General features: G+C 65.2%; 25 protein-coding genes. 12 read left to right on the top strand and 13 right to left on the bottom strand.

What is annotated here, in order from left to right; all coding sequences use genetic code 11:
• The first annotated feature begins 98 nt into the window (after positions 1-98).
• Positions 99-812, top strand: a complete 714-nt coding sequence (gene coxB / locus AC5FRW_RS07835) for a cytochrome c oxidase subunit II (RefSeq protein ID WP_493567883.1) — start codon at positions 99-101, stop codon at positions 810-812.
• Positions 813-941: 129 nt separating this feature from the next.
• On the opposite strand, the gene AC5FRW_RS07830 is transcribed toward coxB, so the two are convergent.
• Entirely contained in the window at positions 942-1,184 is a 243-nt protein-coding gene (locus AC5FRW_RS07830) for a DUF7385 family protein (protein ID WP_493567882.1), read from the bottom strand.
• A 37-nt stretch (positions 1,185-1,221) separates the two neighbouring features.
• A complete protein-coding gene (locus tag AC5FRW_RS07825; protein ID WP_493567881.1) occupies positions 1,222-2,094 on the bottom strand; it encodes a cytochrome c oxidase subunit 3 in 873 nt (290 codons plus the stop codon).
• Positions 2,095-2,187: 93 nt separating this feature from the next.
• On the opposite strand from AC5FRW_RS07825, the gene AC5FRW_RS07820 reads away from it, so the two are divergent.
• From AC5FRW_RS07820 to AC5FRW_RS07805, 4 genes are all read left to right on the top strand, one after another.
• A complete protein-coding gene (locus AC5FRW_RS07820; protein ID WP_493567880.1) occupies positions 2,188-3,552 on the top strand; it encodes a hypothetical protein in 1,365 nt (454 codons plus the stop codon).
• Positions 3,549-3,812 (top strand): DUF7410 domain-containing protein, encoded by a 264-nt coding sequence (locus tag AC5FRW_RS07815; protein ID WP_493567879.1) that lies wholly within the window; start codon positions 3,549-3,551, stop codon positions 3,810-3,812. Before AC5FRW_RS07820 ends, AC5FRW_RS07815 begins: the two co-directional genes overlap by 4 nt.
• 155 nt (positions 3,813-3,967) lie before the next feature.
• Entirely contained in the window at positions 3,968-5,179 is a 1,212-nt protein-coding gene (locus AC5FRW_RS07810) for a sensor histidine kinase (protein WP_493567878.1), read from the top strand.
• Positions 5,180-5,283: 104 nt separating this feature from the next.
• Positions 5,284-5,568 (top strand): DNA-directed RNA polymerase subunit L, encoded by a 285-nt coding sequence (locus tag AC5FRW_RS07805; RefSeq protein WP_493567877.1) that lies wholly within the window; start codon positions 5,284-5,286, stop codon positions 5,566-5,568.
• A 22-nt stretch (positions 5,569-5,590) separates the two neighbouring features.
• Here AC5FRW_RS07805 and AC5FRW_RS07800 read toward each other — a convergent pair whose 3' ends face one another.
• The 3 genes from AC5FRW_RS07800 to AC5FRW_RS07790 form a co-directional block, all read right to left on the bottom strand.
• On the bottom strand, positions 5,591-6,415 hold the full coding sequence (locus AC5FRW_RS07800) for a hypothetical protein (protein ID WP_493567876.1): 825 nt from the start codon (positions 6,413-6,415) through the stop codon (positions 5,591-5,593).
• Positions 6,416-6,474: 59 nt separating this feature from the next.
• Complete coding sequence (gene hisF, locus AC5FRW_RS07795) at positions 6,475-7,290, bottom strand: imidazole glycerol phosphate synthase subunit HisF (RefSeq protein WP_493567875.1); 816 nt, start codon at positions 7,288-7,290, stop codon at positions 6,475-6,477.
• 93 nt (positions 7,291-7,383) lie between these two features.
• Positions 7,384-8,583, bottom strand: a complete 1,200-nt coding sequence (locus AC5FRW_RS07790) for an outer membrane protein assembly factor BamB family protein (RefSeq protein ID WP_493567874.1) — start codon at positions 8,581-8,583, stop codon at positions 7,384-7,386.
• A 119-nt stretch (positions 8,584-8,702) separates the two neighbouring features.
• On the opposite strand from AC5FRW_RS07790, the gene AC5FRW_RS07785 reads away from it, so the two are divergent.
• On the top strand, positions 8,703-8,915 hold the full coding sequence (locus AC5FRW_RS07785) for a DUF7550 family protein (protein WP_493567873.1): 213 nt from the start codon (positions 8,703-8,705) through the stop codon (positions 8,913-8,915).
• Positions 8,916-9,027: 112 nt separating this feature from the next.
• On the opposite strand, the gene purL is transcribed toward AC5FRW_RS07785, so the two are convergent.
• A complete protein-coding gene (purL, locus tag AC5FRW_RS07780; protein WP_493567872.1) occupies positions 9,028-11,184 on the bottom strand; it encodes a phosphoribosylformylglycinamidine synthase subunit PurL in 2,157 nt (718 codons plus the stop codon).
• Between the two features lie 154 nt (positions 11,185-11,338).
• Here purL and AC5FRW_RS07775 point away from each other — a divergent pair, with 154 nt between their 5' ends.
• On the top strand, positions 11,339-12,499 hold the full coding sequence (locus tag AC5FRW_RS07775; protein ID WP_493567871.1) for a multicopper oxidase domain-containing protein: 1,161 nt from the start codon (positions 11,339-11,341) through the stop codon (positions 12,497-12,499).
• Positions 12,500-12,523: 24 nt separating this feature from the next.
• On the opposite strand, the gene AC5FRW_RS07770 is transcribed toward AC5FRW_RS07775, so the two are convergent.
• Positions 12,524-13,189 carry a ribonuclease HI family protein gene (locus AC5FRW_RS07770; RefSeq protein ID WP_493567870.1) on the bottom strand — a complete coding sequence of 222 codons (666 nt, stop codon included), beginning with the start codon at positions 13,187-13,189 and terminating at the stop codon, positions 12,524-12,526.
• A gap of 177 nt (positions 13,190-13,366) precedes the next feature.
• On the opposite strand from AC5FRW_RS07770, the gene AC5FRW_RS07765 reads away from it, so the two are divergent.
• Positions 13,367-14,278: a DUF4097 family beta strand repeat-containing protein gene (locus AC5FRW_RS07765; RefSeq protein WP_493567869.1), complete on the top strand. Its 912-nt coding sequence runs from the start codon at positions 13,367-13,369 to the stop codon at positions 14,276-14,278.
• Positions 14,279-14,344: 66 nt separating this feature from the next.
• On the opposite strand, the gene AC5FRW_RS07760 is transcribed toward AC5FRW_RS07765, so the two are convergent.
• The 3 genes from AC5FRW_RS07760 to AC5FRW_RS07750 form a co-directional block, all read right to left on the bottom strand.
• On the bottom strand, positions 14,345-14,650 hold the full coding sequence (locus tag AC5FRW_RS07760) for a hypothetical protein (protein ID WP_493567868.1): 306 nt from the start codon (positions 14,648-14,650) through the stop codon (positions 14,345-14,347).
• 67 nt (positions 14,651-14,717) lie between these two features.
• Positions 14,718-16,475, bottom strand: coding sequence for a cbb3-type cytochrome c oxidase subunit I (locus tag AC5FRW_RS07755; RefSeq protein WP_493567867.1), 1,758 nt, complete (start codon positions 16,473-16,475; stop codon positions 14,718-14,720).
• A 119-nt stretch (positions 16,476-16,594) separates the two neighbouring features.
• Positions 16,595-17,161 carry a DUF7998 family protein gene (locus tag AC5FRW_RS07750; RefSeq protein WP_493567866.1) on the bottom strand — a complete coding sequence of 189 codons (567 nt, stop codon included), beginning with the start codon at positions 17,159-17,161 and terminating at the stop codon, positions 16,595-16,597.
• A gap of 88 nt (positions 17,162-17,249) precedes the next feature.
• Between AC5FRW_RS07750 and AC5FRW_RS07745 the strand changes: the two genes are divergently transcribed.
• Positions 17,250-17,624: a cupin domain-containing protein gene (locus AC5FRW_RS07745; RefSeq protein WP_493567865.1), complete on the top strand. Its 375-nt coding sequence runs from the start codon at positions 17,250-17,252 to the stop codon at positions 17,622-17,624.
• 119 nt (positions 17,625-17,743) lie between these two features.
• Here the strand turns inward: AC5FRW_RS07745 and AC5FRW_RS07740 are convergent, their stop codons facing one another.
• Both AC5FRW_RS07740 and AC5FRW_RS07735 read right to left on the bottom strand, forming a co-directional pair.
• On the bottom strand, positions 17,744-18,076 hold the full coding sequence (locus tag AC5FRW_RS07740) for a DUF7521 family protein (protein WP_493567864.1): 333 nt from the start codon (positions 18,074-18,076) through the stop codon (positions 17,744-17,746).
• The gene (locus AC5FRW_RS07735) at positions 18,073-18,450 is read right to left on the bottom strand and encodes a helix-turn-helix domain-containing protein (RefSeq protein WP_493567863.1); all 378 of its coding nucleotides are present in this window, start codon (positions 18,448-18,450) and stop codon (positions 18,073-18,075) included. Before AC5FRW_RS07735 ends, AC5FRW_RS07740 begins: the two co-directional genes overlap by 4 nt.
• 297 nt (positions 18,451-18,747) lie before the next feature.
• Between AC5FRW_RS07735 and AC5FRW_RS07730 the strand changes: the two genes are divergently transcribed.
• Entirely contained in the window at positions 18,748-19,521 is a 774-nt protein-coding gene (locus tag AC5FRW_RS07730; protein ID WP_493567862.1) for a hypothetical protein, read from the top strand.
• A gap of 155 nt (positions 19,522-19,676) precedes the next feature.
• Here the strand turns inward: AC5FRW_RS07730 and AC5FRW_RS07725 are convergent, their stop codons facing one another.
• Positions 19,677-19,919: a DUF8593 domain-containing protein gene (locus AC5FRW_RS07725; RefSeq protein WP_493567861.1), complete on the bottom strand. Its 243-nt coding sequence runs from the start codon at positions 19,917-19,919 to the stop codon at positions 19,677-19,679.
• A 258-nt stretch (positions 19,920-20,177) separates the two neighbouring features.
• Here AC5FRW_RS07725 and AC5FRW_RS07720 point away from each other — a divergent pair, with 258 nt between their 5' ends.
• Complete coding sequence (locus AC5FRW_RS07720; protein ID WP_493567860.1) at positions 20,178-20,444, top strand: Htur_1727 family rSAM-partnered candidate RiPP; 267 nt, start codon at positions 20,178-20,180, stop codon at positions 20,442-20,444.
• Complete coding sequence (locus tag AC5FRW_RS07715) at positions 20,441-21,655, top strand: TIGR04347 family pseudo-SAM/SPASM protein (protein ID WP_493567859.1); 1,215 nt, start codon at positions 20,441-20,443, stop codon at positions 21,653-21,655. Before AC5FRW_RS07720 ends, AC5FRW_RS07715 begins: the two co-directional genes overlap by 4 nt.
• The last annotated feature ends 14 nt before the right edge of the window (positions 21,656-21,669 follow it).

Genomic DNA, 21,669 nt, shown 5'->3' with positions numbered 1-21,669 from the left:
TACGCGGCGAGTCGATCGTCTCCACACTGACCGTCGGACCGCGCCAATCCTGTTAGACAGGCGAAACTATTTGGGGGCGGAACTGTCACTGTATGACAATGCGGCTCCGCTGGCTGTCACTCCAGTTCGGTCTCCTCGTGGCCCTCGTGGCCCTCGTCGCGACACCGGTGGCGGCCCAGTCGGTCAACCGGGCGGTGATCGACGAACTCAACACGCAACTGCTGTACGTCGCGCTCCCGCTGGTGCTTTTCGTCGAAGTGACGCTCGTCTACGCGATCTACCGCTTTCGGGACAACGACGACCCCCGCCCGACCGTCGACGACCCGTCACTGGAGATCACCTGGACGGCCGCGACGGGCGTGATCCTCGTGTTCGTCGGCGTCTCGGCCTTTTTCGTGATGACCAATCCGTATCTCACGCCGACAGCAGCGGCCGAGTCCCCCGACGAGGCGGGCGAAGACCTCGTCGTCGAGGTGACGGCCTACCAGTGGAACTGGGTCGTCACCTACCCCGAGGCGAACGTCACGCTGGAGGACCGCCTCGTGCTCCCGGCAGACACCGATGTTCGACTGACGCTTCGGACGCGGGACGTGATTCACTCGATCTACGTCCCCGCGCTGGGCATCAAACAGGACATCTTCCCCGGCAAACAGCAGGTGGTGCGGACCCGAGCGACCGAGACCGGCCAGTATCGCCTCTACTGTGCGGAACTGTGCGGGTCCGGCCACAGTCGGATGGACGGCACCGTCGCCGTACTGAACGAATCCGACTACGACACGTGGCTGGCGAACCGATCCGGTGCTGGCCCGTGACAAGCAGGGACCGACGGTGTACTGCCGGGCGTGTGCGGCGGGCTACCACTACGAGCAACTGCTCGACGCACGTGCCGACGAGGTGCCACTGGAGCGTCGATAGCGTCGCGCTGGCCCGTGGCCGACGGATCAGTGGGTCACCAGCAGTATCTGCTCGTCGGTGCGGACGAGACAGATCGGACTGTCGGGGTTCCCAAAGGTGTTCTCGCGGCGCTCGGAGACGAACAGCTTCTCGAAGCGCTCGCCACAGGCCGGACAGGCGAAACCCTCGCGGTTGGCGAGAGCCATCGTCTCGCGGTCCTGTTTGAGGAGCTTCAGGCCGTGGCGGTAGTCGTGGACGTCGAACCCGTCGCTGACGTCTAGCTGCTCCATACGACTGACTGGTGAGAAACCGGCTTGAAACTACTGCCTAGATGTTGAGTTCCGCACCGACGTACAGCACGACGACGAGGAAGATCCAGACGACGTCGACGAAGTGCCAGTACATCGAGGCCGTCGAGACGGAGGTGTGGCGTTCGGCGGAGTACTGACCGTAGATCCCGCGGACGAAGACGATGCCGAGCAACACTGCGCCCATCGACACGTGCAGGCCGTGCAGGCCTGTCAGGCCGTAGAACGCCGACGCGTAGGCACCTTCGGCGATGGTAAAGCCCTCACCGACGATGAACTCGTAGTACTCGTAGATCTGGCCGGCGATGAAGATCACGCCGAGCAAGAGCGTGATCGCGAGCCAGCGGACGAAGCTCTGGCGGTCGTCGTCCAGCAGTTTGACGTGGGCGTAGTGGAGCGTGAACGAACTGATGACCAGAATGATCGTGTTCGCGATCACGAGGTTCCCGAAGACGTGGCCGCCGTGGGGCAGCAGGTCGGCAGACCAGACCTCGCCTCCCCGAACGATGAAGTAGTAGACGAAGCCGGCACCGAAGGTGGCGACCTCGCTGCCAAGGAACAGCAACATCGCGAACTTCAGCGTGCTGCCCGAGTGGTGATCGGTGCCCCGTTCCCAGAAGTTGACGACGAAGGCGTGGTACAGCCAGCCGTAGATGCCGGTCAGAAAGATACCGACGGCGGCGACGGCCGCGCCGGCACCGACAAGCTCTGAGACGAGCGGGCTTTCTCCCTGTGACATGACGAACAGGGCGGCGGCGACGTAGATGCCAGCGCCACCGATCGCGGTGATGAAGGGCCACCAGCTAGCTTCACCAAAGCCGCGGGGCCAGTCCTCGACGGCGGGGAGATGGTGGTCCCCGTGCTCCTCTGACGTATCTTCGGCGACAGTCATACGCGCACCTTGCGAGTGGACCGTCAAAAGCGCTTCCAACTTCTGGCGCGACGAATCGATGCCTTCTCCGTCCCCGAGCCGAAATCTCGGACAATGCTTCGTCGTCGTGTGGTCGCCGTCGTCGCGCTCGCCGTCCTTCTCGCCGGTCGTGCGTCGGCTCACGGCGGCAGTCTCGCCGAGGGCGTCCGCGAACCGCTAACGATCCCGACGTGGCTGTTCCTCTCGACCGGTGGTGCGGCCGTGGGTGCCTCGTTCTTGCTCGCGAGTTTCGTCACCGACCGGTCGCTGATCGACGCGATCCACGACTGGCGGCGGTCGACGCCGGTGCCGGCCCGTCGCGTCCTCGTCGCCGTTGTGCGCGCGCTCGGGGTCGCCGGTCTCGCGGTGGTGATCGTCGCGGGCTACTTCGGCCCCGACGAGCCACGCGCCAACGCCGCCATCCTGCTGGTCTGGGTCGGCTGGTGGGCCGGACTCTCGATGAGCGCGTATCTGCTTGGCAATAGCTGGGCCGTCCTCAATCCGTGGCGGACGGTCGCCGATCTGTTGCCGTCGCTCGACCGGACCTACCCCGACCGACTCGGTGCGTGGCCGAGTGTCCTCGGTCTGCTGGGGCTGGTCTTCCTCGAAGTCGTCAGCCCGCTCGCCGAAAACGCCAGTCTGCTGGTGACGACCGTGCTCGCGTACTCCGTCGTAACTCTCGCCGGTGCGGTCGTCTTCGGACCGGCGACGTGGTTCGAGCAGGTCGATCCGCCGGCACGGGTGTTTCGCTACTACGGCCGGGTCGCACCGATCACCGCCGACGAGGACGGCCTGCGGGTGCGCCTGCCGGGGATGGCGCTCTCAGAGCGTCGCCTCGTCGACGGGCGCGACGAGGTCGCCTTCGTCGTCGCCTTGCTATGGGTCACGACCTTCGACGGCTTCGTGGCGACGCCGGCGTGGAGTGCCATCGCACGGCCACTGGTCGCGGCCGGTCTCCCGCCGCTTGCCGTCTACATGCTGGGGCTACTCGTGGGCTTCGCGCTCTTTTCGAGTAGCTACTTCCTCGCGGCCGAACTGGCCCGTCGCAGTGCCGAGACGTTCCTGACGCCGGCCGCGCTCGCAGAACGCTTCGCGCCGCCGCTGCTCGCCATCGTCGCAGGCTACCACCTCGCGCACTACCTCGACTACTTCCTCGGCCTGTCGCCGGCGCTGGCCCAGGCCCTCGCTGCGCCGCTCGCGACGCGTGAGACGATCCTCACGCTCCCCATTCCGGGATGGTTCGGCGGGGTCGCGATGGCGAGTATCATCGTCGGCCACCTGCTGGCGATCTGGGTCGCCCACGCCGCGGCCTACGACCTGTTTCCCGGTCGCTTGCAGGCGATCCGGTCGCAGTACCCCTTTATCGCCGTCATGGTCGTCTACACCATGACGAGCCTGTGGGTCATCAGCCAGCCAGACGTTGCCCTGCCCTACCTATGAGCGAGACAGACGACTACCACGTTCCGCCGACCGAGTCGGTGTACGAGTGTGAGTACTGTGAGCGCCCGTTCGCCCGCGAGGAGTGGCGTGCGCTGCATCGCGGACTGGAACACGCCAGTCTGCTCGACGACGAACAAGTCGAGCAGTTCCGCGAGGCCTACACCGACGAGGACGCGGACCTGCGGCTGTTCCGGCTGAAGTCACTCGCTGTGCTCGTCGTGCTGTACTTCGTTCTGTTGATGATCTACGCCGTCGTCTGATCCTCGTCGAAACAGGCCGGCGACTCCCACGGAGACTGCAGCGGCCGGTCTCTGTGCCTGCGTGGTCCGACCACTGATCGAAGCAGCGGGCGAACTGCTCGGCTGGGGGTGTGTGAACCAAGAATTATTGTCTCTCGATACTCCTAAGGTAGTCAATGGGTCTCGATCTGCCCGTGGCTGAACGACGCGTCCCGCGTTACTTCTTCGGTACTGGCGTGGCGATCGTGGCCGTGATGCTTCTCGAAGTCGCTCTCTACGCCGTCGACTTCCCTGGCTGGGTGCATGCTCCGCTGGTCTTTCCGGGTGAGTTTCTGGTCGGGATCGTGACCACCGTTCCGTTCGCCCTCAGTCTCGGATACGCAAGCTACTGGCTCCGGGACAGTGAGATCGAACCGGAGCGCTATCCCCGGATACTGGCGTGGGTTCTTTCGGCCGGTGTTCTTTCGATCCTGTTTAATCTCGTGTTGATGGCCGTGATCGGCGTCGGCTCGCTCGGTCTCTTCGTCGGCTGGATCCGCTGGGCACTCGCTGTCGGTCTCGGGCTGGGTCTCGCTGTCGGACTCTCCGAGGCGCGTGCTATCCAGCGCTCGCTCGAAGCGGAGCGAGCGAAGGTCCGCGCGACATCGCTGGCGGAGCAACGCGACCTCCTCAATTATCTCAACGCGTTCCTCCGCCACAAGATCCTCAACACGAACCAGGTGATCTTCGGTCAGTCGGCCCTGTTGATGGACGAACAGGACCCCGACAGCGACCGCTACGACTACAGCCAGACGATCCACCGCCGGAGCGAGGAGATAACTGCTGTGATCGAGGAGATCACGCTGTTGATACGGGCGGTTCGCAGGGACCCTCCCCTCCACGCAGTGAATGTCACGTCGGTACTCACGAGCAACATCGAGAACGCCGACCAGCGGTACGACGAGGCGGAGATCGTGGCTGATCTCCCCGAGCGGACGTACGTGATGGCGAATTCGATGCTCGGTCAGGTGTTCGAAAACTTGCTCCAGAACGGGATCGAACACAACCCCAGTGCGGCACCGACAGTCGAGATATCGACGACGGTGACCGACGACGCGGTCGTCGTCGAGATCAGTGACAACGGTGACGGGATGCCTGACAGGCTTCGGTCCGACCCGTTCACACGACCGGACTCGTTCGAAGCCAAGCCCGGTCTGGGTCTGTTTCTCGTCGACGAACTGGTGACCCAGTACGGTGGCACGGTCGAACTGGTCGACAGCGGGGACGATGGGTGTACGTTCCGTGTCGAACTCCAGCGAACCACTCCGTCGTCGACCGGTTCTTCGGGTGTCGATACGCCGGACCAGTTAGTGACATCTCCGTCGGGCGTCGCCGACAGACAGGAGTGATAAATCGGTTCGAGGACGCGTCTGTCAGTACCGGCTGGACCGTCACGTCGGAGTGTGGGCCGAGAAGCGACACTTTCATGCGCGCCAGTGCGATATGAGCGTGTATGGATCTGCGCGTCATCGAGAAGGAGGATACGATGCTCTCCATCGAGGTTGCCGGCGAGGACCACACGTTCATGAACGTCCTGAAAGGGGCACTGCTCGAAACCGACGGCGTCACGGCGGCGACCTACGACGTGAACCCCGAACAGTCCGGTGGCCAGACCGACCCGGTGTTGACGATCAAGACCGAGGTCGACGTGGACGCACTCGACGCCATGGAAGCCGGTGCCGAGCGCGTCATCGAGAAGGCCGACGACTTCGAAGCCGCCTTCGACGCCGCCGCGTAAACGCGTTTTTGCGGTCGCTTTCCTAACAGACAGCGACAGTGACGAAGATGCGGCCGTTGGGCGCGATGTGAACGTCGACGCCGACCTGCGTCTGCGCTTGTACGAGGGCGTCGTCTCGTCCGTCCCAGCTTTCGAGCAGCGTCGCCGCCAGCGCCGTCTCGTTTTCGAACCCCTCGACCGGACCGGTCGAGAAGACGGTGTAGCGCGCCACTGTCGGCCGGCGCTGGCAGTACTCGGTCACCCGAGAGAACTCCTCGCGTGAGAGGGCGGCCCCGTCGCCGGTCACGTTCGCTGCGGTGCGCTTGTTGACGTAGGCGGTGTACCACGCCAGATCCGTGTCGTTGTCCAGCGGGGCGACGCCAGCCTCGTCGCGCTGGTCGTTCAACTGCTCGATGTAGGCCGACTCGACTTCCGCGAGCGAGAGGTCGCCGACCTGTTCGGCCTCGCCCGGTGCATCGGGAATCGGCGGTCGCCCCGTTCCCGGGAGCGTAATGACGCCGGTGTAGGCGAGTATCAGGGTGAGTCCGAGGACGGCCGCAAGCAGGTAGCCGGCGACGTAGCGCGGTTCGAGCACGTCTCGGTAGGTGGTGCCGCCGATGTCCTCGAACTCCTCCCAGTCGGGCTGGCGCTGTTCCAGATGGACGTTGCCACAGCGCTTGCACGGCGGCGAGTTCTTGGTGTGCTGGCGGCCACACTCCGGACAGACCCAGACGGGTTCGGTCGGCCCGTCGGTCGTCTCGGGAGCCATCTGTTCGACGGCCCGCTCGAAGGTACTGTGGCCGCAGTTGTCACACGGTGGATCGTTCTCTTCGTGGGGCTTGCCACACCACGCACACCGCCACTCCATTACGTGAAATTCAGTGCGTCGCCCGCAAAAGGGTAGCGGTCAGCGCCTTCCGAACGTTCTCAGAGCCGCACCGGGACGCCGAGTTCGTCGAGTCGTTCCTTGGTCTCGGCGATGGAATACTCGTCGAAGTGGAAGATCGAGGCCGCCAGCGCGGCGTCGGCACCGGCGTCGTCGAACACCTCGGCCATGTCTTCGGGACTCCCACACCCGGAGGAGGCGATGACGGGCGTCGAGACGGTGTCACAGACCGCCGCCGTCAGCGGGATGTCGTAGCCGTCCTTGGTACCGTCGGCGTCGATGGAGTTGACGAACAGTTCGCCTGCACCCCGCTCCTCGGCTTCTCTGGCCCATGCAACCACGTCGAGGTCGGTCCCCTCGCGGCCGCCCTTGACGGTACACTCGAACCAGCAGGACTCGCCATCGACCTCGGCGTAGTACTCGCCCTGCTCGTCGAACCGGCGGCGCGCATCGACGGAGATGACGATACACTGACTGCCAAAGGCCGCTGCACCCTCCTCGATCAGTTCCGGCCGGGCGATGGCCCCGGAGTTGATCGATACCTTGTCTGCGCCCGCCCGCAGCGTCTCTTTGATGTCCTCGCGAGTGCGGATCCCCCCGCCGACCGTGAGGGGAATGAAGACTTCGTCGGCCACGGCGGAGACGGTGTCGAGCATCGTCTCGCGGCCCTCGGCGCTGGCGGTGATGTCGAGAAAGACGAACTCGTCTGCGCCCGATTCGTTGTACTTTTTCGCCATCTCGACCGGGTCGCCGGTGTAGGCCAGGTCCTCGAAGTTGACGCCGGTGTAGACTGCAGCGTTGCCGTCCTCGTCCAGATCCACGTCGATACAGGGGATGATCCGCTTCGTGAGGGTCATTTACTAGTTCCTGCTTGGGTACGGGACTATCTAAAGGCATCCGACTCCGGCGAGTGTCGCGCCACCGCCGGTTCGTCGACCGCTCGTCACTGATCAGTTCCGAGCGAGCGCGTAGAGACCGTGGCTCGTCGGGGCGTAGACGCGCTGGTCGTCGAAGACGGGGGCGGTGTTGCTGTAGCCGACCGGGACCGACCAGCGGACGCTGCCGTCGGTCGTGTCGACGGCGTAGAGTCGGTCGTCGTTGCTACCAGAGTAGCACGTCTCGGCGTCGGCGTCGACTGCGGGCTGGGTGACGAGCCAGTCCTCGGCGTCGAAGCCCCAGCGCCGTGTCCCGTCGCTGCGGGCGTGGGCGGCCAGCGTCCCGCTAGCGCTACCCAGATAGATCGAATCCTCGGTGACGACTGGGGCCGACTCGGCGAGGGTCTGTGTGGTCTCGACGCGCCACGTTCTGGTGCCGTCGGTGTCGAGCGCCAGTAGCGCACCGCTGTCGGTCTCGGGATCGCTCGTGCCGACGTAGACCGTCCCGTCTACCACGGTCGGGACGTGTGCGCGGTCTGATTCCGTGTCGTGTGTCCAGCGGACTCGCCCGCTGCCGTCACCGGCGTCGACGGCACGGACGCTGCCGCCGTTCGAGCCGATGTACGCGACCCCGTCTGCAACGGCCGGGCGCGTCGGCTCCGCTTCGCTCGGTAGGGTGACCGACCACTGTTCGCTCCCGTCGCTGGTCGCGAGTGCCGTCACGCCATCGTAGGCACTGCAGTAGAGTCGCTCCGCCGAGACGGCCGGCGACTTCATGGTCGAGACGGCGCTGGTCGACCACTGCTCGTCCCCACTCTCGACGGCGAGTGCCTGCACGCCGTCACACCCGGTAGCGTAAACGAGTCCGCCCCCGACGGCCAGTCCACCGTCGTGACAGATCGCGTCGCTGGGTTCCGCCAGCGTGTGAGTCCAGTCGGCACTGCCGTCGTCGGGTGCCCGGCGGCGCACGTTCCAGTAGCCGCCGGTGTAGAGACGCCCATCGCGAAGGACGAGACCGGCGACCCTGTCGCCGGTGGTGGCCCACTGAATCCGTTCGTGTTCGAACTCGGTGCGTGTCCCATCGTCGGTCGCTGACGGCTCCTGTCCTGTCGCCGGGCGCTCGCTCCGGGTGTCGGTCGCGGGTCCGGCCGTGGTCGAGTCGACCGGTTCCTGCTCGGTCGGCAAGTCTCCATCGTCGCTCGTGCACCCGGCCAGTCCGCCCAGCGTGAGCGCACTCGCACGGAGCCAATCGCGGCGCGAGAGCTGTCTGTCCATACCACTTGCTCCGATCGCCCCGGAAAAGTGTCTTCAGGTCGGTGAAACGCCGTTTTGAACGTCCGACCGACTGCGACGATTCCGACAGGGATACGTACCATCGCACAGAACGCGCAGCTATGAGCGACGACCACGACGATCACGGTCACGGCGACTCGGACCGTCCCGACTACGATCCACACAGCGTCGAACTGCCCGAACGCGAACCGCCGCTTCGCGAGACCGCACCCCAGAGCGACTTCACCATGGGGCAGGTCGGACAGGGGGCACTCGTCGCTGCCGTTGGCCTGCTGGTGACCTTCGGACTGGCGCTGGTGCTGGTCCCGTTCTGATACGGACGGTTGTAACGATGTTCCGGTGAGCGTCTCCCCCGTGGCGATGCTCACCGGTACGCAACGACAACGTTCCGTATGAAACCGTCGAAGCACCGCGAAAAACGCCCTCTTACTCCAGTTCGTTCGTGATCGTCGAGCGCAGCGCGGCGATCTCGTCGGCGTCGTACGCGAGCGATTCGCCGTTGACCGTCAGGTCAAGCGCCCCCGAGTCGTCTGCCGCTCCGAGGTCGTAGACCGGAGCGACGCCGTCGAAGGCCTCACGTACTGCACTCGCGTCGGTCGTCTCGATCACGACGCGACCGGCCTGTTCGCCAAAGAGGAGTTCTGCAGGAGTGCCCTTGCTCGGCGCGTCGATGTCGACGCTGGCACCGGTCTCGTCGGTGACCATCTCGGCCAGTCCGACGGCGAGACCGCCGTGGCTCAGGTCGTGGGTCGCGAGCGTCGTCTCGTCGTTCGCCACGTCGGCGAGCGTCTCGACGAAGGCGTCCGGATTCGCCAGCAGCGTCGGGAACCGATCCTCCCCGCCGAAGGTGGCGAGGTACTCCGAGCCGCCGAGTCGGGGTTCGGCGTCGCCTTCGAGTGCGCGAGCGCCCACGAGCAGGAGGTCGCCCTCGCCCGACAGCGACAGCGGTGGTGCATCGTACCCCTGCTTCGTCCCGACTGCGGCCAGCGTCGGCGTCGGCGGAATCGGACCGGAGACGGAGTCGTTGTACAGCGAGACGTTCCCGCCGACGACGGGGATGTCGAGCGTCGAGCACATGTCCGCGAGACCGTCGACGATGCCCTTGAAGCCGCCGTACACGTCGGGCTTCTCGGGGTTGCCGCCGTTGAGGCAGTCGACGGCGGCCAGCGGTGTCGTTCCCTTGGCCGCGAGGTTGGTCGCGTTCTCCAGTGCGACCGCGCGTGCACCCTCGTAGGGGGCCGTGTCCGTCCAGTTGGGATCTGCTCCGGCGGAGAACGCAAGCCCGGTCTCTGTCTCCCGAATCGCCAGCAGCGCCGAATCGTCGCCGGGGCGCATCGCGGTGCGGACCTGCACTTCGTGGTCGTACTGTCGGTACACCCAGCGCTTCGAGGCGGTGTTGGGACTGGAAACGACGGCTTCGAACGCTTCGTCGAGGGCGATGCCGTCGGGCAGGTCACGATCCGGCTGGGTCGGCTCCTCGGCCGGCAGGTCGTTCATCGGTGCGCCTTCCCCGAGGAACTCGGCGTCGCAGTCGACGACCGTCTCGCCGTCGAACGTGCAGACGTAGTTGCCGTCGGTGACCTCGCCGATAACGGAGGCTCCCAGATCGAAGCGGTCGGCGATTTCTTTCACGCGGTCGACGTTCTCGGGCGCGACCTCGTAGCACATGCGCTCCTGGCTCTCGGCGAGCAGGTACTCCATGGCGTTCATGTTCGGCTCGCGCTCGTGGACGTTCGTGAGTTCGATCTCCGCACCCAGCCCACCCTTGGCGACGAGTTCGGAGGACGCTCCGCCAAGTCCCGCCGCGCCGAGGTCACGGGCCGACTCGATCAGGCCCTCGTCGATCAGTTGCTCGTTGGCCTCGATCAGGAGCTTCTCGGTGTAGGGGTCACCGACCTGTACGGCTGGACGGTCCTCTGTTTCGGCGTCCTCGTCCAGGTCCTCGCTGGCGAAGGAGGCGCCACCGAGACCGTCGCGGCCGGTGGTGTTCCCGACCAGGACGAGCTTGTTGCCCGGTTCCTGTGCGACGGCGGTGATCATCCGCTCTTCGTCGACCAGTCCGATACAGGAGACGTTGACCAGCGGATTGCCCTCGTAGTCCTCGTGGAAGGCGACGCTGCCGGTCACCGTGGGGACGCCGATACAGTTCCCGTAGTGGCTGATCCCCTCGACGACGCCCTCCAGCAGGTAGCGAGAGTGCTCCCGATCGAAGTCGCCGAAGTACAGCGAATCGGCGAGTGCGATGGGGTACGCACCCATCGAGAGGGTGTCCCGGACGATGCCGCCGACACCCGTCGCCGCGCCGTCGAACGGGTCGACGTAGGAGGGGTGGTTGTGACTCTCGATCCCCATCGTGATGTAGGTCTCGCCGTCGCCGGCCGGGAGGGCGACGACTGCGGCGTCGTCGCCGGGGCCGATGACGACGTTCTCGCTCTCGGAGTCGAAGGCACCGAGCAACGGCCGCGAGGATCGATACGCACAGTGCTCGCTCCAGAGGTTCTCGAAGAGGGCCGACTCCGCCTGGGTCGGCTCTCGATCGAGTTCCTCGACCACGAGGTCGTGGTCAGCGTCGGACAGGCTCATTACCTCCCCGTCGCTCCCGGCCGGCTAAATCGCTTTCCATGCGCGCTGGTGTGTCGCCGGTATCAACGCCGGCCCGCAGTATTCGGGTACGTTTTCACCCGCTGGGAATCCCCTCGACGGGCTATAAGCTGGGACTTCCAACGACAAACTGTACATGACCGACCGCATCGGTGCCCCCGGAACGAGTATGAGTCGTCGAGAGTTCGTCGCGGCAACGGGCCTGACTGGATCGCTGGCGCTGGCTGGCTGTCAGGCACCCACGTCGTCGTCGAAGGTGACGACGACGGGCGAAGCGGCGACGGAAACGTCGATGGCGAGCCAGTCCGAGTCGCTGCCGACGACTTCGCCCCCGGAGATCGTCAACGTCGACGAGCAGGGCGGCGAGGTCACCATCTCCACTGTCGCATCGAAACACATGGTCCACCCCGAGCAGACGATGGGTGGTCCCGTCGAGTTACCGAAGGTGTGGGCGTTCCAGGCCGACGACGGTGAGCCGAGCGTCCCAGGTCCGATCTTGCGGACGACCGAGGGCGAGGACATGAAGGTGACCCTCGACAACACCGACGCGAAGATGCCCCACACGCTGCACTTCCACGGCGTCAGGAAGACCTGGGAGAACGACGGCGTCCCGACGACGACGGGCATCACGGTCAAGCCGGGCGAGAAACACACCTACGAGATTCCGGCGAACGTCCCCGGAACGCACCTCTATCACTGTCACTACCAGACCCAGCGCCACATCGACATGGGGATGTACGGTATCTTCCGGGTCGATCCGAAGGGGTACGAGGAGGCCGACCAGGAGCTGTTCATGACGCTGAAAGACTGGGACTCGACCCTGAACAAGCAGATGGCTGGCATGGACGCCAGCTACAGCCCACGGGACCGCGACCCCGACGTGTTCACCATCAACGGCAAGAGCGCCCCACGCACGCTCCATCCCGAAGACGGCTCGCCGGTCATCGTCTCGAAGGGTGACACGGTCCGTATCCACCTCACTAACAACGGGTACATGAGCCACCCGATGCACACCCACAACCACCGCTTCCGCGTGGTCGAGAAGGACGGCTCACAGGTCCCCGAAGCGGCACAGTACGAACAGGACATCGTCAACGTCGCGCCCGCAGAGCGCAAGACCATCGAGTTCGACGCCGACGCCGATCCCGGCATCTACCTCATGCACTGCCACAAGGTCAGTCACGCGATGAACGGCAACACCTACCCCGGCGGGATGGTCGGTGGCATCGTCTACGAAGAGGTAATGGACTCGGACATCTTCGCGGAACTGATGGAGTACGCGGGCTACGAGGGGTAGCCACTCGGTCGCAGCGGACGAGTGTCAGCCGCCCGGTCCGAGTGCGGCGATGTCCGCACCGACCGTCGCGAGCGCGTCGGCGGGGTTCGGGTCGCTGTCGGCGAGGTGCGTCCAGTCGTGGTTCGGCACCTCGTCCAGTACGTCGACCACGGCTGCCCGGTACTCACGGAAGGCTTCGCCGGGGTCGGCTCGGTCCTGCCAGACGCTTCGAATGACCGTCATCGAGTCGATGCGGACCTCGACGGTCTCGGGATCGAAGCGGGCGAGAAGCTGTGTGAGGCCCATGTAGAGTGCGACGTACTCCGCGGTGTTGTTGTCCGTCCGCGAGCCGACCGGATAGCCGAGTTCGACCAGCGTCTCGCCATCGCTGTTCTGAATCACTGCACCAGCCCCGGCCGGGCCGGGATTGCCGCGCGAACTCCCGTCGACGTAGAGGATCGCTTCCCCATCGGGGAGCGTTCGCTGCTGGCCGCTCGGTTCTGTGTCGGACAGGTCCGACAGCGCCGTCCGAATCGTCGACGCGTCCGTCTCGGGTCCGAACAGCCCGCCAATGCCGGGCACCGCGTCGTCGATGGCGGTGATCGCCGCGTCGACCTCGTAGTGGTGACTCGCCAGCACGTCCCGAACGTCGTCGGCTAGCGGCGCGAGGTGTTCGGACGGGGGCTCGGTGTCGGGCCGCGGTCGGTCCATAGCTCGTCGTTGTCGCCGGAGCCGCGTAGCCCTGTCGGTGGTTCGACAGTGTCACCCGGCGTCCCGGTCGCGAATCGTCCGTCGAGCACGCTCGATCAGTACCGCCGGCCGTGGCTCGGTTTCTGAGCCTGAAACTGTGAATTGCGATTATAGTAGTCGCCGGCACAAACGACAGCTATGACTCGATCTGACCGGGCCGTCGACGATGGCACGACCCCTCGACGAACCGCTACTCGCAGACAGCTCCTCGGTACGGCCGGGATTGCCCTGGCTGCACTCGGCGGTTGCGTCTCTGTCGGTGAGATCGACCGCCGTACGACGAGCGTCCAGTACGATGTGAGTGACGTAACATCGCTTTCTGTGGACGGCGACGACGGCGAGACGACCGTCGAGCCTTGGGACGGCAGCGCCGTTCGGATACAGGCGACGAAGTACGCGGTCGGTCAGACCGACCTCGAAGACGTGACGGTGACCCGTGAGGTGAGCGACGGTCTCCTCTCGGTGGGTGCCGAGCGCGCCAACGATTTCACCATCGGTGCGGCTGGCGGTGGCCTGGAATCACTCACGGTCAAGGTTCCGGATGGCGTCGACGTGACGGCTGTCACGATCGACGACGGCGAAGCAGCGGTCGACGGGGTCGCCGGCGACCTGTCGCTCTCGATCGACGACGGGACCGCCGAAGTCGGCTCATTCGACGGACCACTCCAGATCGACGGTGACGACGGCGAAGTCACCGTCGGCGAGGCCGACCGCGTCAATGCTGGGCTCGACGACGGTCGACTCACCGTCACGGAGGCGACGACGCTCGGCGATATCGACATAGACGACGGCGAACTCGATCTCGCCGTCGACGATATCCGGGACGGGGCGACCGTGCGGGCAGACGACGCCGACGTGACGGTACGACTCTCGTCGTCGCTCTCGCTCGACCTGACCGCTCGCACCGACGACGGGCGGGTGTCGGTCGCCGACGGCGTCCTGGATACGATCGAGACCGACGGCGACGAGATGCGTGGCCGGATCGGCGACGGTGGTCCGGAACTCGTGATCGAGGTCGACGACGGGATTATCACGATCGAATCGCTCTGATACGGTGTGTTGGAGCGATGTGTGGATGGGGGGACGATCTCCGGTACGCAACGACAACAAGCCGTCTTAGACGACGTAAGACTGTAACTCACCGCGGGACTGCACGTCGACGAAGCGATAGCGCCGCCCGTCGTCGAGGTCGCCGGCGAAGTCCGGGCCGCTGACGCCGCTCATCTCGTACACCTCGTCGGCCCCGAGACAGTCCCGGTCCGCCAGTTCCCGTTCGACGGCGTCGGGCAGTTCCTCGCCCGCGGGGACTTCGACCACGAACAGCCGATCGGTGAAACTCTTTGCCGTCCAGGCGTCCTGAACGCCGTCACGTTCAGCGATCTCCTCGGCGAGGGTGCACAGTTCGGCGGCGCGGTCGCTCATACGTGTTCGTCGCACTGCGGGGGCAAGCGTTCGGTGGCGAAGGTGTTCGGGCGGCCCGTCGGCGCGTTCAGTCGCTTCGCGTCGGCGATTCCTCCTCGCCGCCGTCGGCTACTGCTGGCAGCTTCTCCGTCTTGAACCACTCGAACTCGCGGGCGAACATCCCGTCGCGGTCGAGGTTCCATGGATCGTCACTGGTGACGACTGGTCCTTCGAGCCACGAGGTGACGAGGTTCCAGACGAACAGGAGCTGGCCGACGACGAGGATGACGACCCCAAGCGTCGCGATCTGATGGAGGAGCGTGAAGAGATCGACCGGGCCGACGCCGACGTTGTAAGTCGCATAGCGCCGTGGCATCCTCGCGTAGCCCAGCAGGATCATCGGGAAGAAGGTGACGTTGGTGCCGATCATGGTGAGCCAGAAGTGGGCCTTCGCGAGCGTGCGCTGGTACCACCGGCCGGTGTAGATCGGGAACCAGTAGTAGATGCCGGCGAACACCGCGAAGGCGATCCCGCCCATGATGACGTAGTGGAAGTGCGCGACGACCTGGTAGGTGTCGTGCAGCAGGAGGTCGACCGGAATTGCGGCTTCGAAGACGCCGGTGACGCCGCCAATGACGAAGTTCGCGATGAAGCCGACGCAAAAGAGGAAGGGTGCAGTCAGGCGAAGACGGCCGTTCCACATCGTCGCCATCCAGTTGAAGGTCTTGACCGCGCTGGGGATGGCGATGGAGATGGTGACGGCCATGAAGGCCCCGCGAAGCCGGGGGTCCATTCCGGTGGCGAACATGTGGTGGGCCCAGACGCCAAAGGAGAGCACTCCAAGCGCCAGCGTCGAGTAGACGACGAACTTGAACCCGAACAGCTTCCGGCCGCAGAACTTCGGGAGGATGTAGCTGACCAGTCCCATCGGCGGGAGCACGAGGATGTACACCTCGGGGTGGCCGAAGAACCAGAACAGGTGCTGCCAGAGCATCGTCCCGCCGCCGTCACCGACGGCGAAGAAGGCGGTGCCCAGATTCCGATCCAGCAGCAACATGACGAGCGCACTCCCCAGCAGCGGGAAGGCGAAGAGGATCTGCCCGGACTGGACTAGCACGGTCCAGCTAAAGATGTCGAGGGTCGCCCACGTCACGTCCTCGCCCCGTTCGGTGAAGATGGTCGCGATGAAGTTGATCGCGCCCATCGTCGCCGAGACCCCCGTCAGATGCAGACCCAGTAGCATCAGGTCGATGGCCGAACTGGGCTGATCCAGCGACAGCGGCGTGTACATCGTCCACGAGGTCTGTGCGGGCGCGATGCCGGGGATGAAAAAGCCCGCCCAGATCAGGACTGCACCGAAGGGAAGCAGCCAGAACGCGATGGCGTTGATCCGCGGGAACGCCATGTCGTCGGCCCCGATCAAGATGGGGACGAAGTAGTTCGAGAACGCCGCCAGCATCGGCGTTCCGAAGAGGAACAGCATCGTGATCCCGTGGCTGGTCATGAGGGCGTTGTACGTCGAGGGCGTCAGGAAGTCCGCCACCGGTGCGAACAGTTCGAAGCGCATCAGGACGACGGCGACACCGCCCCACGCGAACGATAGCACGGCGAAGGTGCCGTAGAGGATGCCGATGTCCTTGTGATCGACTGTCGTCAGCCAGCGTATGATCCCCGTGGGCTTCTCGCGGTGGCCGTGGGCCGGTTCAACGGTAGTCGTCCCACCACCCCCACCTCCGCCGACGGACGGCGTGTAGGATCGCCAGTTCTCCAGTCGCGCTACTGTTGCCGCCGCGCCCGCGAGGAGCACGGCCATCACTGCCGTCAGTATCAACTGTGTCGCTGCCATTGCCGGCCGGTTTCAGTCACGGTCCCTTCGGGATTGTTCCGAACACGTTCGCGCTTCCCTTGCCGTGCGTTGGCACGCCATGGACAGTGGTCGCGTCTCACCAGCGACGAAACCCGCCCTTAGAATGGCGTGTCGAATCCGCTCTCGTCGGGTGCCTCGTCGACCTCGCTATCGGTCACAGTCTCGCCGGACGGGACCGTACCGGTCTCTCGGAACTGCTCCTCAAGCTGCTGGAGCTTTGCGTTGATCGACGTGCTCTGTTGGTGCATCGTGTCGACGCGCACCCGAACGAGGTCGTACTCGTGGCGCTCTGCCAGTCCGTTCCAGGCCCGGAACGCTCCCAGCGTCAGCGTGTCGCTCTGGGGACAGAACTCCGTGGTCGGCGTGAACTCGGCGCGCAACACGCGTTCGCCGTTGCCTTCCTCACGTGCATACCGAAAGCCCGAGTCGGGATGGCGTCGGTCGAGGTTCAGGCGCGCGAGGTTGTAGCCGAAGGTCATGTCGATGACGCCCCGTTCCTCGAACAGGTCTCTGGTCACCCGGTGGAAGGCGGCGTGTTCGGTACCGGCCAGGACCTCGGCGTCGAGGAACGGCCCCGGTTCTGGGATGTGGTCGGGGACGAACGCGTCGTAGTTGTCGTACTCGGGACCGTCACCGCCGCGGGCGAACCCGGAGAGGAAGCTCATGAGTATCGATTGATGCGCAAACACGCTGGGACTACTGGCGAACACGTTCGGCACAACCCCGACCGCTTTGCTCGCCCTCTCGTTGGACGTGCCCGAGACAACCGTCGACGCGGAGCGCAGGTACGACGACGCACAGTTCACCGCGCGGACGATCCACGAGACCGAGCGCCAGAAGGTCGTTCTCGGCTACTTCCAGCCGGGACAGTTCATCCCCGTCCACGCGCCCGACAGCGACGTGGCGATCACCGTGCTGTCGGGGACTGGTGTAGTCCGTGACGGCGACGACGAGCATGCGGTCGAACCCGGCAGCGTCGTGGTCGTCCCGGCGGGTACTGACCGCGGTATCAGGGCGAGCGACGACGAGCGACTCGAAGCGACGCTCGTGACCGCACCCCCTCCGACCGACGCCGAGCACGACCCGGTCCGCCGCGGGCTTCGTCGTGGTCAGTTCGACCCCGAGTGATCGACAGCGTTCGAAGACCTCCAGTCCGCCGAACCGTGATCACGTGGGCCGACGACGGAGTAGTCGACTCGGGCACTAGTCCGAGCGAGAGATCGGTCCCGCTGGTCGGCGGGCGACCGCTACTCCACGTACAGTGAGTAGAGAATGACGGCGAAGGCCACTGTCGTCAGCAGGCTCTGGACGAACACGCTGACGACGAGCCAGTCCTGGATGCCGCTCGCGGGGAGCCAGCTTACTCGGGCCAATATCTCGGGGACGAACAGATCGATGATCCCTCCGAGGAACGCGCCAAATGTCATGATCCCGAACCCCCACGACAGCGCCTGTAACTCTCTGGCCTGCGTCCGCTGGAAGGCCTGATACGAGTAGTAGGTGATCAGCCCACCGAGGATGAGCGTGAGTGTCTTCGTCGCGACGATACCGACCTGTGAACTGATAACGTGGGGACTCATGTTTCCTTTCGGACCTCCGACCAGAGGTTTGCGAGGCGCTCGTCGGGCGTCTGTGGCCGATGTTCGATCTCGACCTCGAACGTCCGTTGTTCGTCCAGCGAGATAACGACATCTTCGAAGTTGACCGTATATCGGCTGGCGTGCTGTCCATCGGCGCGCACCTCGACACCCTCGTGGAGCAGGGACGCCTCCGTCAGTAATTCGAGCTTTCGGTAGGTCGTCGATAGCGGAACGCCGCTTGCCTCCGCGATGTCACTTGCCGTCATCGGCCCGTCCAGGGCGGTGACGATAGCACGACAGTCTTCATCGTCCAGCGCGTCCAGTACGTCTTCGAGCGCCGGCGACATCTCGTCCGCAAACGGGTCCCGGGCCATCCGTACCTGACTCTCACCCGTCGAGGGTTAAAACGCCACCGACACACGTGAGCGTATCCGTCCCCAGAATTCTGGGGGTGCAACGGGCGGTATCGACGGCTCCGCGTCTCGACTGGGCTGGTTCGCCTCCGACTGCTCGGTGCACGCTCTATTTCACAGCCAGTAACGGATATCTAACCTTTTTCCGGCGAGGACATTCGTTCGTCCGTTTTCGACCCTCGTCGCGCGGTATGTTCGGCTGACGACGACATAGGGAAGGATTAAATGATCCGGAACCATAGCGTTGCTAACTATTCGATGACTTCCGACGATGCCGGGGCGGTTCCCAACTCGCCCACGGCGCTGCTCGACGATCCTCGCATCCGCTCTGCACACCTTCGACTGCTCGTCGATGGCGACTCGTCCGCCCTCCTGACCGGCGTCGTCCACGATCATCCGGCCAGCGTCTATCGCGTCGAACGACTCGTCAGCGTCCTCGATCCCGGGACGGTCGCGGTGGAACTCCCGCCGCTGGCGCTGCCGCTGTTCGAACAGGAGACGACCGGTGAGATGAGCGCTGCGTTGCGCGCAACCGAGGCGGCGGGCGTGGCGATCGACGCCCACGGGCCGCGCTTTCTCGCGACACTTGCCGGGGAGATCCGTCGGCGCTCGCCCGCCCGCGAGACGATCGCTCGGATCGCCTCGAACGCGGTTACGGTCGGCAGGCACGCCCTCTCCTGTCGTCTCGCCGCCGTCTTCGGTCGAGACCGGTTCCCGACACCGCTTGCTGGCGACGACATCGATCTCGGGATCGAGACGACGGCCGATCCCGAGACCGTCGCCGAGCACGAACGACGTCACCTCTCACGAAGCTTCTCTGTCTTGCGGGCGTTCGAACGTCCCGCTGCCGACGAGATCGTCGACGCCGCCCGTGAGCGGACGATGGCCCGGTCGCTAGCGGGGATCGACGGGACCGTGGTCGCCGTCGTCGGCTTCGAGCACCTCGACGGGATCACGGCAGCACTGGAAGCCGGCGGTGCCACGTCGCTTCCGGTCGACGCGTCACGACTCGAAACGCTCGCAGAACGGTGAGACTGTCGGCTGAAATCTGTGACCGACTTCACCACACTGGGGTGGCGAATCCGTTCACGAACACCAGCCGGCAGTGTCCCGGAACACGACCGGGACGATGGTAACCGAGCCACCGGTTGCCTTCGGTATGGGGTCTACTGGTGATCGGCGCGAGGTCAGGGGTTCTGTTCGAGACGCACCTCGATGTCCGTAATCTCCGACACTGCCGAGTGATCGAGTTCGTAGACGGTTTCGTCCTCCGATGTCCAGCCGAGTTTGCTCCGAACGCTCTGTTCGAGTGCGTCGTCGGGCTTGACGTGCGCCGTGTTCTCTTTGATGTCGTCGATCGTCCCGACCGTCTCTCCATCGGCCGTGACGACGTTCTTCCCTCTGTCTTGCGCCATGAAGTCGCGTGGCATGATACAGTACCGTCTCGGAGTGGCCGGACGGCACACGGAGAGTGGCCGTAGCCGACATTAAGTATACATCCGTTATTTCCTCGCTGTTTTGCGGTCGAACGCGATCGGTTGGATTACTCTGCGGGTCGTTCGCCATTGGTGGCGTTACCGACGGGACAGTCGGCGGTGGCGGTCACCGCCCCGGACCACGGGAGTTCCGTTCTCAGCGACTGGGAACGCGGTCCCCCGGTTTTGTGGGGCTGGTCGTAAGTGGTAGCTATGCCCGACGAATCGCTGAGCGTCACCGTCGACGAGCCACGCGACGCCGTCACGCGCGAGTGGGAACTGTTCGTCCGTGAATCGGCCGACGATCCGCTGACTCACGCCGGCAGCGTCAGCGCGCCCTCGGCCGAGGTCGCCCGCGAACAGGCACGCAGGCTGTTCGAGTGGAGCGCCACGGCGCTGTGGCTCTGTCCCGCAGACGAGGTCGACCGCGTCCAGACCGAGCAAGCGGCCGCCGTCGCCAGCGCGGGTGAGGACGCATGATCTCGGTCAGTAAACTCCTCTGTGATCTGGACGCAGAGGGTGATGGCCTGCGCTACGACGCCGCCAAAGAGTCCCGCAAAGAGCAGATCCGCGACCGCAAGCAGCGCCGTCCGGTCGTCGTCTGGAACGTCACCAAGCAGTGCAACCTCTACTGTGAGCACTGCTACGCCGCGGCCGACACCGAGGTCGCAGACGGCGAACTCTCGACCGCCGAGGGGAAAGCATTGCTCGACGATCTGGCCGACTACGGCGTCCCGGTGGTGCTGTTCTCCGGGGGCGAACCGCTCGTGCGGGACGACCTCGAAGAACTGGTCGCCTACGCCAACACGGTCGGTGTCCGCCCGGTCCTCTCGACGAACGGCACGCTCATCACCGAGGAGCGGGCCCGATCGCTGCGCGACGCCGGTCTCAAGTACGCTGGCGTCTCCGTCGACGGCCTGCCAGAGCGTAACGACGCCTTCCGCGGCGAGGAGGGGGCCTTCGACGCCGCCGTCCGGGGCATCCGAAACTGTCTCGACGTGGGTCTCAAGACGGGGCTGCGATACACGATCACCGAGCGCAACGCCCCGGACCTGACCGGCGTCGTCGACCTGCTGACCGACGAGGGGCTGGATCGCTTCTGCTTCTATCATCTCGACTACGGCGGGCGCGGCACCGAGATTCTCGACGCCGACCTGACGCCCGAGCAGCGCCGTGAGGCCGTCCAGACAGTCTGTGACATGACCCGTCGGTACCACGACCGGGGCGAGGAGATCGAGACGCTGCTCGTGGGCAACTACGCCGACGCCGCCTACATCGTCGAGTACGCCCGCGAACACTACGGCGAGGCCAAGGCCCGCACCGTCTACGAGTATCTGCGAACCAACGGCGGCGATCCGGCGGGCGAGCGCGTCGCCGACGTGGACTATCAGGGCAACGTCCACCTCACGCAGTTCTGGCAGAACTACTCGCTGGGCAACGTCCGCGACCGGTCGTTCGGCGCGATCTGGGACGACGACTCGAACCCCGTCCTCGCCGCGCTCCGGAACCGCGAACAGCGGCTCACGGGCAAGTGTGCCGACTGCGCCTACAGCGAGGTCTGTCGCGGTGGCTCTCGACTCCGGGCACTCACCGTCGAGGACGACCTCTTTGCCCCGGACCCGCAGTGCTATCTCTCCGAGTCGGAGATCAGTGCTTCGCCACCGGCTCCCGACATCGGGACCGCCGATTAGCCGTCCTACCTTCC

The organism is Halomicrobium sp. HArcht3-1, assembly GCF_058933345.1.
The sequence above is the reverse complement of the archived record's forward strand: the minus strand, read 5'-3'. Positions and strand labels throughout refer to the sequence as shown.